This window comes from Sporocytophaga myxococcoides, from assembly GCF_000775915.1.
Classification (GTDB): domain Bacteria; phylum Bacteroidota; class Bacteroidia; order Cytophagales; family Cytophagaceae; genus Sporocytophaga; species Sporocytophaga myxococcoides_A.
In genome coordinates this window covers 598540-612596 of the sequence record NZ_BBLT01000002.1, presented here as the reverse complement: position 1 = coordinate 612596, position 14057 = coordinate 598540, and the positions used below count along the sequence as shown (strand labels likewise).

General features: G+C 36.5%; 11 protein-coding genes. 4 read left to right on the top strand and 7 right to left on the bottom strand.

The features are described from left to right. The first annotated feature begins 135 nt into the window (after positions 1 to 135). From MYP_RS07050 to MYP_RS07035, 4 genes are all read left to right on the top strand, one after another. Positions 136 to 1074 (top strand): PhoH family protein, encoded by a 939-nt coding sequence (locus tag MYP_RS07050; RefSeq protein ID WP_045460448.1) that lies wholly within the window; start codon positions 136 to 138, stop codon positions 1072 to 1074. Between the two features lie 14 nt (positions 1075 to 1088). After that, complete coding sequence (locus tag MYP_RS24820; RefSeq protein WP_081990425.1) at positions 1089 to 2876, top strand: M43 family zinc metalloprotease; 1788 nt, start codon at positions 1089 to 1091, stop codon at positions 2874 to 2876. A 65-nt stretch (positions 2877 to 2941) separates the two neighbouring features. Continuing rightward, positions 2942 to 5014 carry a ComEC/Rec2 family competence protein gene (locus tag MYP_RS07040; RefSeq protein WP_045460444.1) on the top strand — a complete coding sequence of 691 codons (2073 nt, stop codon included), beginning with the start codon at positions 2942 to 2944 and terminating at the stop codon, positions 5012 to 5014. Beyond that, positions 5015 to 5788: an enoyl-CoA hydratase/isomerase family protein gene (locus MYP_RS07035; RefSeq protein ID WP_045460441.1), complete on the top strand. Its 774-nt coding sequence runs from the start codon at positions 5015 to 5017 to the stop codon at positions 5786 to 5788. It abuts the gene before it with no gap. Positions 5789 to 5912: 124 nt separating this feature from the next. Here MYP_RS07035 and MYP_RS07030 read toward each other — a convergent pair whose 3' ends face one another. The 7 genes from MYP_RS07030 to sppA all read right to left on the bottom strand — a co-directional run bounded on the left by MYP_RS07030 (position 5913) and on the right by sppA (position 14003). Further along, positions 5913 to 7475, bottom strand: coding sequence for a hypothetical protein (locus tag MYP_RS07030; RefSeq protein ID WP_045461188.1), 1563 nt, complete (start codon positions 7473 to 7475; stop codon positions 5913 to 5915). 89 nt (positions 7476 to 7564) lie between these two features. Further along, on the bottom strand, positions 7565 to 8848 hold the full coding sequence (gene bioA / locus MYP_RS07025) for an adenosylmethionine--8-amino-7-oxononanoate transaminase (protein ID WP_045461183.1): 1284 nt from the start codon (positions 8846 to 8848) through the stop codon (positions 7565 to 7567). Between the two features lie 5 nt (positions 8849 to 8853). Then, on the bottom strand, positions 8854 to 9465 hold the full coding sequence (gene bioD / locus MYP_RS07020; RefSeq protein ID WP_045460438.1) for a dethiobiotin synthase: 612 nt from the start codon (positions 9463 to 9465) through the stop codon (positions 8854 to 8856). Next, positions 9462 to 10586: an aminotransferase class I/II-fold pyridoxal phosphate-dependent enzyme gene (locus MYP_RS07015; protein ID WP_045460435.1), complete on the bottom strand. Its 1125-nt coding sequence runs from the start codon at positions 10584 to 10586 to the stop codon at positions 9462 to 9464. Before MYP_RS07015 ends, bioD begins: the two co-directional genes overlap by 4 nt. Positions 10587 to 10669: 83 nt before the next feature. Next, positions 10670 to 11098: a PRC-barrel domain-containing protein gene (locus tag MYP_RS07010; RefSeq protein WP_045460432.1), complete on the bottom strand. Its 429-nt coding sequence runs from the start codon at positions 11096 to 11098 to the stop codon at positions 10670 to 10672. Positions 11099 to 11224: 126 nt separating this feature from the next. Continuing rightward, the gene (bioB, locus tag MYP_RS07005) at positions 11225 to 12232 is read right to left on the bottom strand and encodes a biotin synthase BioB (protein ID WP_045460429.1); all 1008 of its coding nucleotides are present in this window, start codon (positions 12230 to 12232) and stop codon (positions 11225 to 11227) included. Positions 12233 to 12254: 22 nt separating this feature from the next. Continuing rightward, positions 12255 to 14003, bottom strand: coding sequence for a signal peptide peptidase SppA (sppA, locus tag MYP_RS07000; RefSeq protein WP_045460426.1), 1749 nt, complete (start codon positions 14001 to 14003; stop codon positions 12255 to 12257). Positions 14004 to 14057: the final 54 nt, after the last annotated feature.

Sequence of the window (14057 nt, the reverse complement as noted above, 5' to 3'; positions counted from 1 at the left end):
TTTGTTTGTCTCTGCTCGTTCCGAAAATATCCGGTTTTCTAATGGAGATTTTTAAGAACAAGTGGCGCAAAATTAAATATTTTTTCAGCCAAATAACTGAAAGTTTAAAGTAAATAATTAAAAATAATAAAGCTGTTGGTAGAAAAGTCAATACACCTTGAAAATATATCTCTTATAGATTTCCTCGGAGTGGAAAACAGAATAATAAAAGAATTAGGTTCTGCGTTTCCTAAAAGCCGCATTGTGTCCAGGGGAAATGAAATAAAGATCATTGGTAACAATCTGGAAATTATCCAGATCGAACAGGTTATCAAAAGCTTGCTTGTTCATTATAATAAATATGGAAAAGTAGGTGAAAACGAAGTACAGTCTTTGCTCCGTAAAGAAGAGATGGACGGCTGTGATGAAGACGATGTGATTCTCTTTGGTGATAAAGGTATTGTGATAAAACCCAAGACCGTAAATCAAAAGAAACTCGTAGCTACTGCCAGAAAAAATGATCTCGTATTTGCCATAGGACCTGCAGGGACAGGTAAAACCTATATTTCAGTTGCTCTGGCTGTCAGAGCTTTGAAAAATAAAGAGGTTAAAAAAATTGTAATCACAAGACCTGCCGTTGAAGCAGGTGAAAACCTCGGTTTTCTTCCCGGAGATTTGAAAGAAAAAATTGATCCGTATCTAAGGCCTATATATGATGCCCTGGATGATATGATCCCTGCTGAAAAGCTGAAATATTATTACGAAAATCATATTATTGAAGTGGCCCCTCTTGCATATATGAGAGGACGTACATTAAATAATGCATTTATCCTTCTGGATGAAGCACAGAACACTACACCTATGCAGACAAAGATGTTTCTGACTCGTATGGGGCCAAGTTCTAAAATGATCATTACCGGAGACAAATCTCAAATAGATTTGCCAGGTAATCAGAAATCAGGTCTTGTTGAAGCCCTGGAAATACTTAAAGACGTACAGGGAATTGGTTTTGTGGAACTGGACGGAAAAGATGTGATGAGACATAAGCTTGTAGGCAAAATAATTGATGCCTATGGTAAAAAGGATAAATCATAAGAATAAAGACTAATATGAGATTTTTTTTCGCATTGCTTTTTTGGGCACTTTGTATTTCAGAAACTTTTGCACAAAGGCAATGTGCATCTACCTCATATCAGAATAATAACAGGCCTATGCCAACTCAGGAGCAAATAGATCAGCAACTGAGGGCTATCAAAAAACGGAGGACAACACTGGACAACGATACTATGGTATATGTAATTCCAGTAGTTGTCCACGTCATTCACAATACCAAAGGTAATCTCATAGGCGGAGCCAACAACAGAAATATAACTGATGAGCAGATTCACTCTCAGATTGCCGTTTTAAATGAAGACTATGGGAAAATTCCGGGCACTCGTGGTTATAACACCAACCCGGTCGGAGCTGACACCCGCATTCAGTTCTGTCTTGCCCAATTTGATCCTGAAGGCAGATCTACTAATGGAATTATAAGAGTATATAGTGAAAAAGCTTCTTTCGACTACAATATGGATGATGCTCAGTTGAAAAAACTATCCTATTGGCCTAGTGATCAGTACCTGAATATTTGGGTTACCAATATCACGGACCCCATTATAGGCTATGCTCAGTTTCCCGGGGGGTTTGGTCTTCCCGGAGCATCTTCGAGTGATGGGCCTGCCACTACAGATGGTGTAGTGATAGACTTCCGAACCTTTGGAACAATAGGAACAGCAAGAAAACCTTATCATCTTGGCAGAACTGCTACTCACGAAATTGGCCATTGGCTGGGACTCATTCACATTTGGGGAGACTCATACTGTGGAGATGATTATGTGGATGATACACCACCTCAGGAAGACAAAGATGATGATACACTTTGTCATGAAAGATTCTCCTATTGCAACGGCCAGAAAACTCCTAGAATGTTTCAGAACTATCTTGACTACACAGGAGACAAGTGTATGAACATTTTTACTCAGGGACAAAAAGAAAGGATGCGTTCCTTCATCAACGCGTCTGGCAATGCCCGCAGAAAAAATCTTCTTTTTAGCGGTGGTTGCTGCAATCTGCCTAATTATCCATATGCTCATAATTTAGACTTCGAGTCCGGCACAATACTCCCTGAAGGATGGTCCATCTCCACCTCTGATCATTCAAATACCTGGAGCTTAAATTCACCAGGAGCTTATGAAAAAAGCAGTGGATGTATATCAATTCAGAATAAAAACGGAGCATCGGAATTACAAACTTATGATGCCATCGTCTCTCCAAGCCTTGACTTTACTGGAAATGAGCACCCATATATTTTCTTCGACCTGGCAGGATCAGCAAATACTTTGGATAAAACAGATAGCATTGTTATTGAAATTTCTTTCGGTTGCCTGAATAAAAAGTACCTGGTAAAAAAAATCTATGGTGCCGAATTGAATACCGCCAGAAAAAATACATCCCTATTTATTCCTGAACCAGACGACTGGAGGTCATTTGATATTCCATTAGATGCCGCTGCTGGTCAAAAGAGAGTCAGAGTATATATTACAAGTTATGGTAAAGCAGGAACTACTATTTATCTCGATAACATAAAAATATACAAAGCTTCTCCAAATCTCATTATTAATCCATATCCCAACCCTGCCACAGACGCCATTTCTATCGATGTCATTATGGAAGGGGAAAGCAATGTACAATTTGACCTTTATAATACACTAGGACAAAAATTTTTTTCGGGATCAAAATTTGAGAAGACCAGCTTCACCCATCAGCTAGCTACAAGCACCCTGCAAAGCGGTATTTACATCTTAACTGTGAGCACTGCCAGTCAGATGGTATCAAAAAAGATTATCATTACAAGATAGTTTTAAGGATAATTGTTGATCTTTAATTTCTTTATGCACACTTTTGGACTTTCAACCAAAAGCATATGGAACATTGGGTCAGCTATCCCTTTGTCCGGTTTTTATTATTTTTCCTGAGTGGTATACTCTTTGCCATTTTTATTCCTGGAGAAAGTCTTACCGGACTATACATTGGATTAATATCATGTAGTGCAATTTATTTGCTGCTTCTGATTTTTTACAATCCTCAATTATTCTATTCCAAAAATATATTCTATTCTATACTTTGCTCCATGACACTTTTCTTTTCAGGAGCTATCATCACCAGGCAACAGGATAAAGAACCTGAAGCAATTAACCTGAAAACGGAGTTAAATTCATGTGGCTACTTTAAGGCTAAAATTACAGGAGAAACCGAAAGAAAAGGAAACTTCTATAAAATTACAGCAAGAGTAGAAAAGATTAAAACGGCTCAATCCTGGAGAACTGTAGACATTGATATTATTTTGTGGATTAAAAATGGACTAGTAGATGCTCCTTTCTACGGACAGACTTATCTGTTTAATGGCAGCCTCACTCGCATTGCAGGAGCCAACTATTACAAATCTTTTGATCCGCAAAAGTATTACAGATACAAAAACATATTTTATCAGTCTACTCCATTTAAACTAATTCAACTAGATACTATTCCTGATTCCTATATCATCTACCATTCTCTGGTTTTAAAGGATTACTTCTCCAGGCGATTTGGTGAGTTCATAAAAGATAAAGAATCCCTAGGTATAACAGAAGGAGTCATCCTTGGCAAAAGAGATGGCATCAGCAATGATGTCCGGGATATTTATTCTGGTACAGGAGCCATGCATCTCTTGTCCGTATCCGGACTTCATATAGGACTCCTCTATCAGTTATTGCTTTTTTTACTCAATCCGCTGATCTACCTTCCAAGAGGAAAACTGATACGGTTTATATCAATCTCGTCTCTACTGATTAGTTATGCATTGTTAACCGGACTTGTGCCTCCTGTACTTCGGTCAACCATCATGTTTCTAATTTTTTTAATAGCCAAAACTATTTCCAAAAAACATAATCCATACAATACTTTGGCGATATCAGCATTGGTCATACTTATATATGATCCATTCACGATTGCAGATATAGGGTTTCAGCTCACTTACCTTGCCATGGGGGGACTGATTTTTCTTCAGCCTAAATTGTCAGGTTTTTATGAACCCAAACGATGGCTCGATACTCAAATATGGACCATTACGACAGGAGGAATAGCTGCCACGATGATCACCTTCCCCATTTCTCTTTATTACTTTCATTCCTTTCCTGTTTATTTTTCACTCAGCAATCTGCTCGTAGCACCTTTGTCATATGCAATATTGTGGCTTGGAATCTTAGGACTTATTTTCTCCAGGACAGATCTTGTTTTAAAACCTCTTTGCTATTGTCTTGAAAAAACTATCTGGTTAATGAATGAAGGTTTAAGATATATTCTGAAAATACCTGAATCTGTTATAAGGGATATTTATATTGATATGCATCATATGATATTCTTATACACCCTGATGATATTGCTAATCCTGATTTTTTCCGCAAAGAAAATAAAGCTAGTTATCCCCTTGCTTATTCTCAGCATACTATTTTCAGGAATAGTTATTTATGAAAAAATAATTGTCTGCAGACAAAGAGATGTCATTGTTTTTTTTGTAAAAGGTAAAAAGGCAATTGCAGGCGTAAATGGAAGGGTAGCTGAAATATATGCAGACAGCACTTTCAATGAAGAAAAGTTGAAATTTGAAATATACCCCGCCCTATTAAGCAGAGGAGTTAAAACCTTTAATTTTATCAAACCTAGGAATTTTAGGAAGCTAAAATTTGGTAATATCATTCGATGCGGGAATAAAAATATTTTAACAGTTACCGATAAAACAATCTTAGATCCAATTTCTTATTTACCCGGAATAGACTTATTGATTTACGAACCTTCTTCAAAAGGAAATTTCGGAGAATTCGATCTAAAAGCAGAAAATGTCGTAATAAACAAAAAATATAAAAAGGTGACTGTAGATAAGATTTTGTCAAAAAATATAAATTTACATGTTACTGAATCTAATGAATATTTTGCTTTATCAATTGAAGGAGACCAATAAATGGAATTTGTAAAATACAGTACTGAAAACAAAATCTGTTGCATCACTATTAGTCGTGCAGAAAAAAGAAATGCATTGAACAGCCAGGTTGTTACTGAACTGAAAGAAGCCTTCAAAAAAGCAGAATCAGATGAGCAGGTAAAAGTAATTGTACTGACAGGAGAAGGCGATGTATTCTGTGCCGGTGCTGATCTGGAGTATTTGCAGACTTTGCAGAAAAATACCTATGAGGAAAATCTTGCTGACAGTAAAAATCTGATGGAACTATACTATCAGATTTATACACTGAAAAAAGTAGTAGTAGCACAGGTTAACGGTCACGCTGTAGCAGGAGGTTGTGGACTTGTTTCTGTATGCGATTTTGCCTATTCCGTGCGTGAAGCAAACTTTGGATACACAGAGGTAAGGATAGGATTTATTCCTGCTATTGTTAGTGTCTTTCTGGTAAAAAAAATAGGAGAAGCAAGATCAAGAGAGATGCTGCTTTCAGGAGAAATATATTCAAGCAAAACTGCGCAACATTTTGGACTTATCAATCATGTAGTGGAAGATGAAGATCTTTCTACAGTTGTTAATGAGTTCTGTGAGAAGCTTATCATTAATAACTCTGCAAGCTCAATGGAATTAACTAAGAAAATGCTTGCTGATATTTTTGCAATGGATGTAAAAGATGCATTGGACTATGCTGCCGAATCCAATGCCAAAGCCAGAAATACGGAAGACTGCAAAAAAGGCATTGCTGCATTCCTTAAAAAAGAAAAACCGCTCTGGTAACAGAGCGGTTTTTCTTTTTAGTCTTTATTATCTTTTAAATAACACTCTCAGATTCTTTATTAAAAGAACTTTCGAGTATTATGTATACTAATTGCACTTTTAGCTTTCTGCTTTAAGCTTTCAACTAAATTTTATACATCACAATACTACTTTTCTTTCCAAGCAAGCCTTTTCTTCCTGCAATTGCAACCTTATCTTCAAACCACATGGTAAAGCTTCTCAGCATAGTAAGCCCTTCATCATTGGGCAATGCAAGTTCTTTTATCTTATTACCTGACAGCTCATCCCACTCAATATATTTGATGCTGTTAAGAATTCCGCTTGAATTAGAAGAAAACGCATATGCCATTCTTATCTTTCCTTCATCAGAAATACTCATCGAATAAGATGAAGATAATAATCCTGCAGCCACATCACCTACCTGAGACTTGATATTTACATTTTCCCATAAGAGTTCATCATCTTTATTAAAACTGAACATCATGAATCCTTCAGCACTGACTTTGGCAGGTTTGGTAGCTTTCCATTTTTCTATATCATTGATCTCAGATTGATTAAAATCATATGTCATAGAATTGATCTCTCTTTTCTCAAGAACAAGTACTACTTTTTCATATTCATTCAGGAAAAAATCAGTGATATGATAACCTCTCCAGGTTTCTTCTCCCACTAGACTTTTATTACCCTGACGAAGCAGTTTCATAGTCTGCTTCATATGATCAGAAATCTCATGGTAGTTAATTTTTTCAACAAGTCTGGTAGTAAAGTCTAACTTTGAATACATTACCCCCATGATTCTCCCCTCTTTAGTGCATGTATTGGCTACATAAATAACGTCGTCATTTAAAAATTCAAGTCTAAGCCCTTCCCTTCTGGTAGATGTATATTGAATATCAAGCAGATCACTGTTTTTATTTTCCAGGTTATATTTCACAACAACCATCCTGCCCAGCCTGTCTACATTTAGAATAAAGACATCACCTTTACCATTCGGATAAATTCCATAGTTTATAAAATTATTATCTATCGGAATTTTTGATTCCTGCAATTGATTGAAATTGTTATCCCAAAGCTTTGCCGAGGCTACCAAGGTTTGCTGGCTGTAATCAAAAATATAGGTAAGGATTTTTTTTCTGTCTTTTGAAAATCTTATTTCATACTGATACTGGAGAGGAGTAACGAAATTTTTAGTAATACAGGAACCAATGCAGTTTTCAAAAGATTCTCTTACCGCTCCTTTGAATTTTAATGCTACCCAGTTATTTATTTTAAATTCCTGTAATACTTTATCCCACTTTTTAGCTCCAGTCTTTGCATCAAACCCATAAGCCAGAAGCTTACTGGTTTGCTTCATATTTTCATGCAGGATAGAAAACAGAACAATATCTGTTCCATTGAAAAACAATTCTTTATAATCTTCCTCTTCTGCAGCTGTCAAAACTACTTTAAAAAGAGAGTTCAGATCATTGTCATATTTTTCCAGTGTAAATTCTGAGGCACCTGCCTCCCCTCCTTTACTTTTGGACAATGTAACAAATTCATTTTCTGATAATTTCAAAGCTTCCCTGCGTCCATCTGGTTCTGGATAGGAGGAAGAAAAAGAAAATGGTAAAGTTTTCACAACCATCTGAGCAAACAAACTATTGTGAATCAGGAAAATTAGAAAAAAGAGATTAAAATATTTCACTCTGTTAACTGGTTTAAAATTTTCTTTAAAACGGGATTCAAAATACGTTTTTAGGAAATGATTGTAATCATATCGTACGCTATTTTTTTTCAAATGTTCCTTCCTGTTGATAAATACTCCAACAGGTCCAAAACAGCTCTGTAAACCTCATCAAGTTGCTCATTTGTAATTACATATGGAGGAATTATATACAAAACATTCCCAAGAGGTCTCAGTAATATATTTCTCTTTAGAAAGAAATCATATAGCTGATTCCTTTTAGGATGCAGATACCCTTCTTCTTCCCCAAAATCAATAGCAAAGGATAATACGGTCCCAACATGTGATATCCTTGAGATAAAAGAGAAAGTCCTCAATACAGGTATAAACTCTTCATGTGCAAGCGTTATTCGTGATATATTTTTCTGGCATTCGTCCTTTAAGAATATGTCAAGACTTGCATTGGCTGCAGCACAGGCTAATGGATTAGCAGTAAAACTATGTCCATGATAAAAAACATTATTCTTAATAGTATCAGCAATCCTAAAACTGCAGGTTGTTGCTCCCAAAGCCATTGTTCCTCCTGTTATTCCTTTGGAGAGACACATGATATCTGGATAAATTTTAAGATTCAGAGATGCAAAATATCTTCCTGTTCTGCCAAAGCCTGTCATCACTTCATCTGCAATACATATAACATCATAATCACCGGCAATCTTAAGAAGCTGCTCCAGAACATATGGAGAATATGTCCGCATTCCTGCTGCCCCCTGCAATAATGGTTCATAGATAAAACAAGCCACATCTCCCTGCATCACAATGGCCTCAAATTGCTCAAGACATTCCATTTCCTTCTCTTCTGAAGGAAAATCGATATACACAGTCTCAAACATCCATTCTGAAAATTCCTGATTAAAAACCCCACGACCACTGACAGACATAGCACCAAATGTATCACCATGAAAAGCTCCTTTTATTGCTACTGCCTTTTTCTTCGTCTCCCCCTTGCAGTGCCAGTATTGAAGAGACATTTTAATAGCAACTTCAACAGCTGTGCTTCCATTATCTGAATAAAACAATTTTTTCTGATTGGAAGGAAGAATTTTAAGAAGCCTTTCTGCAAGACTGATAGCAGGATCATGAGTAAATCCGGAAAAGATGACATGTTCAAGCTTCAATGCTTGTTCATAAATCTTTTGAGCAATATATTCATTGCTGTGCCCATGTAAATTGACCCACCAGGAAGATACAGCATCCAGAATTTTTCTTCCATCAGGAGTATATAAATAAACACCCTTTGCCGAATCCACTTTGATATAATCACCTCCGGAAGTAACTGAACTGTAAGGATACCAGATGGGCCCTGTATCATTAAGATTCAAAACGTTTTTCATGTTTGTCATTCCCAGGTATTAAATAATTCAATGGCATACTTATTTACAACAAACTGATCAATTTCCTTTTCCTGATTAATTCTCAACAAGCATTTTAAGCCGCTATACTTTAATATAAAATCTTCAGTTGATTCATTTCTGGGACCATTGAATACTATACCTTTTATACTTAAACCTCTTCTTTTTATTTCATTAATCGTAAGCAAAGTGTGATTAATGCTCCCAAGGTAATTATTCGAAACAAGAATAATTTCCGAATTGAATTTAACAGCAAGATCAATGACAAAATGAGTATCATTCAAAGGAACCAGAACCCCTCCTGCGCCTTCTATCACAAGGTTATTGCCCTTATTACCAGGAATCAGAATTTTATCAAGATCGATTGTCACGTTTTCTACTTCTGCAGCATAATGAGGAGATGCAGGAGTCTGAAACCAGTAACTTTCATTAAATATCAAAGAGTGATTATTATTAATCAGATCTCTGACTTTGTCGGCATCCCGCTCAACTCCACTCTGTATTGGCTTCCAGTAATCTGCCTGTAGCGCCTGGGTAAGTATTGCACTTACCAGCGTTTTTCCGCTATCTGTATTGATGGCTGTTACAAAGTAATTCATAAACTTTCAACTAATGTTTTTACAAGTCTTTCTATCTCTTCATCCGTATTGAAAACATGTAAGCATATTCTCAATCGCTCTTCTCCCTCTTTTACAGTTGGAGACAATATTGCTCTTACATCAAAGCCGTTATTCTGTACAGCAGCAGCAGCAGCTTTTGCCTTTTCATTTCCGGATATTCTTAGAACCTGAATTGGGCTTGAGCTGTCTTGAATAAGCGGAGACAGAATTTTACTTCCCTCTATCAAACTTCTGAATAATTTTATCCTGGATCTTATCTTAGCCTGCAATGATATCTCTTTTTCCAAATATTCAAAAGCAACTTTTAATGTAACCAGACTATGTAAAGGCAGTGAAGTTGTATAAATAAAAGGTCTTGCAAAGTTTATAAGAAACTCAATAAGTAATTCAGAGCCGGCGATACATGCGCCATGAGCCCCTATACCTTTTCCAAAAGTATACACTCTTGCAAATACTTTATCTTCGATTCCAAGGTGGCAACACATTCCATTTCCTTTCTCTCCCCAAACTCCGGTGCTATGCGCCTCATCCACGATTAAATGAGCATCATATTTGGTTGTCAGTTCAAGGATTTCCAATAAAGGAGCAAAGTCTCCGTCCATAGAATAAACAGACTCCACAGCAACATAAACTTCTCCTTTTGCTTTCTGAATTTTTGCCTCAAGATCTTTCAGATCATTGTGTTTAAAGGAAAACCTTTGTGCAAAACTTAAACGCGCTCCATCTTTCAAACTTGCATGGATGAGTTCATCATATATGATTGTGTCTTCTTTTTGTGGTATTGCTGATAAGATGGAGAGATTAGCATTATAGCCAGAGTTGAAGATTAATGCTTTAGGGCTTTTAAACAGTTTGGCAAAAAAAAGCTCCAGCTCTTCCACATAGTCCGAATTTCCGGACAACAGTCGCGAACCTGTAGATCCATTAATATTTCCAGTCTGAGCACTTAACTTCCTATCTATTAAAGAATAGAGCTTTTTGTTTCTTGCTAATCCTAAATAATCGTTGGAGAAAAAATCAACCAGATTTGGTCTAAGGGTAAGTCTTCTCAAGCTTCCCTCTTCCTTCCTTTGGTTTAATTTGTCCGCGAGCTTTTTCATCGAAACAAATTTAAACCGTATTTTTCAATAGCCCTAGCAATTGAATGATTTAGGCTCTAAGGAAAATTACTAATAAAAAATAATTACTGACAAAAGCCTGCAGGTATGCGGAAACTATCATGTTCATATAATTCCTCAATTTCCTTGTCGATTCCAAAAACTCTGGCGAGTTCCGTTTCAAATCCAGGTGGTATCGGACCATCTTTATAAAGAGGGCATTTAGACATCCAATCAAGATCTATTCGTTTTACCTCTACAGTCTGATCTTCTTTTCTCAGTGTGATCAATCCTACAGGAAGAATAAAAGTAGGCTGACGTTTGGAAACCAAAAGGTCTGAGCTCGTTTTGCCAAGAACATAGCGGATTTTTCCCGTTTTCAAATCCACTATTAAATCTTCTACCTTGCCAATCGTTTTCCCATTAGCATCGGTAACATCCCAATCCTTTATAGTAACATAGTCGTTCAAATTTAATTTATCCTTTGCTAACTCATATCGTTCAAGCACTCGCATAATCTCCTCCTCTCCGAAATAAACTGACTTGTTATATTTTTAATTAAAACTGGCAATCATGTATCTCTCCTTAAAACAAAAAATCCGGAAATTACCTCCCGGATTTATATTTCTTTTTAGAAGATCTTATCCTCTCATTGGTATTTGTTCAAAATGTACATGAGGTTCCTGACCGTCTTTGTATGCCTTCCTTGGCTTAAGATTCAATATCTGGAACATTTCCTTGTCTGCATCTACTTCAGGATTTGGAGTAGTAAGCAGTTTATCACCTGCAAAAATTGAATTAGCACCAGCAAGGAAGCAAAGTCCCTGCTCTTCAAGACTCATCCTTACTCTTCCTGCTGACAACCTCACCATTGCCTTTGGCATAATAATTCTTGCTGTAGCAATCATTCTGACCATTTCCCAAACAGAAACCCGCGGCTGATCTTCAAGAGGTGTACCTTCTACGGGTACCAAAGCATTAACCGGAACTGATTCAGGATGCTCAGGCAAAGTTGACAATGTCAATAGCATTCCTATCCTGTCGTTGTGAGATTCTCCCATACCAATGATACCTCCTGAACAAACAGATATTTTTGACTTTCTCACATTTTCAAGAGTATCCAATCTGTCGTCATAAGTTCTGGTAGAAATGATCTTATCGTAATGTTCTTCGCTGGTATCAAGATTGTGGTTGTAAGCATAAAGACCTGCATCTTTAAGTTTCATAGCCTGCTCTTCAGTAAGCATTCCGAGAGTACAGCAAACTTCAAGCCCCATTTGACTTACACCTTTTACCATGTCAAGAACACGGTCAAAATCTTTATTATCTCTCACTTCTCTCCATGCAGCCCCCATGCAGAATCTTGTACTTCCGGACTCTTTTGCGTTCTTAGCAGCAAGGATAACTTCCTGAGTTTCCATTAATTTCTGTACCTTAACATCTGTGTGGTACCTTGCAGCCTGAGGACAGTAGGCACAATCTTCCGGGCATCCGCCGGTTTTAACTGATAGGAGGGTACAAACCTGAACTTCCTGTGGATCGTGATTCGCTCTGTGAACTGTAGCTGCACGATAAATTAGGTCAAGAATCGGACTGTTATAAATTTCAGTGATTTCTTCTCTCGTCCAGTTGTTTCTGATCTCGGTCATTTTAATGAATTGGATAGTAAAATTATTTTATTTGAATCTCATAAGGCAATCTTGCCTGAATGCCTTCATAAGATTTTACTTCTTTTAACTTTTTCAAATAAGGATAAAGGGAACCAAATTCGCTTTTCAATAAAGCTGCTTCATCTTCATCTCCCATTTGCAAAAGTAGTTCTTTTAATAATGTTGTTTTAATTTCAGGTAAATAAACTATTTTATAATCTTTTCCCAACTTTGCCTTTTCAGCTGCAATATCAACAGCATCATCTAAGCCACCGAACATATCTACTAATTTTAACTCTTTAGCCTGAGTACCAGACCATACCCTGCCTTTCGCTACTTCCCTCAACTTATCTACAGAGATTTTTCTTCCTTTTGCAGCTTTCTGAGTAAATGAATCATAAATCCTATCTACTTCAGATTGAATAATTTGTCTTTCAGAGCTACTTACTGGTCTTGTGAAAGAGCCGATATCTGAATATTGTCCTGTTTTTACTCTGTCAGTGGTGATACCAATTTTTTCATTCAAAAATTTTTCTCCCTGAAAGAATAATCCGAATACTCCAATTGACCCGGTTATTGTGCTTGGCTCTGCAAGAATTGTATCACAAGCCATTGAAATATAATAGCCTCCCGAGGCTGCCATATCTCCCATAGAAGCTATGATCGGCTTTTTGCATAATTGCACCTCATTCCAGATAATATCAGAAGCAAGTGCACTTCCTCCCGGAGAATTTACTCTTAATACAATTGCTTTAATTTTATCATCTTCTCTGGCTTTACGAATTTCTCTAGCAAGACTTTCTCCTCCTATTGTATTATTTGTTCCCTGCCCATCTTCAATAGAACCGTTTGCATAAATTACTGCAATTTTATTAGAACTAGTTTTCTCCTCCTCATCTTCCCTTATATCATACAGATAATGATTATAGCCTATATAGTTGATTTTTTCCTTAGACTGGATCAAAAGTTTCTTTCTGATAAAATCTTCAGCTTCAGAAAAATAACCTACATCTGTAATAAGATTATACTGCAATGCATCCTGAGCTTTTCTCACCTTCATGGAATCTGAAATCTCTTTAAGCTTGGCATCTTCAATTTTTCTAGACTTTGCCACATCGCTGATATATACTTTATAAAATGAATCGAGAAGTTCTGTAAGCTGTTTTCTGTTTTCATCACTCATGTTCTCTCTGATAAAAGGCTCACTCGCACTTTTATATTCTCCCACTTTAAATAGTTCAGGTTTGATTTCCAGCTTGTCAAGTAGCTTCTTAAAGAACAAAATCTCAACCTCAAGCCCATTCAGCTCCAGGCCACCTTCTTCAGGCAAATAAATTTTATCTGCGACAGAAGCAAGAAAGTAAGCTCCTTCACTGTAAGAATCACCATAAGCAATTAAAAATTTCCCTGTTGATTTGAAATCCAGAAGAGCTCTTCGGATTTCTTCAAGACTTGCATATCCAGCCTCAACACTGCTTGTTTTCAGGACTATCCCTTTGATTCTTGAATCAGCTTTAGCATTTTTAATTGCCTTTTTAAGTTCCAAAAGCCCTATGGAACCTTCTGTATCTCCAAAGGGAAGATTGAGTTGGGATAAAAAGTTATCTGTCTCTCTTTCGACTATTCTCTTATTAAGTTCTAACTTCAAAACTGTATTTTCTTTAAGCTCCTCTTTCTTACCTGAGGCCAACAAAATAAGTCCAAAGCAAATGATTAGAAATAAAAAAATTCCTATTACTGTGCCAAAAACAATCTTAAAAAACTGCTTCATACATGTTTATGATTTAAAACAATTATACAAATTTAACTTAAAATGTAACAGCTT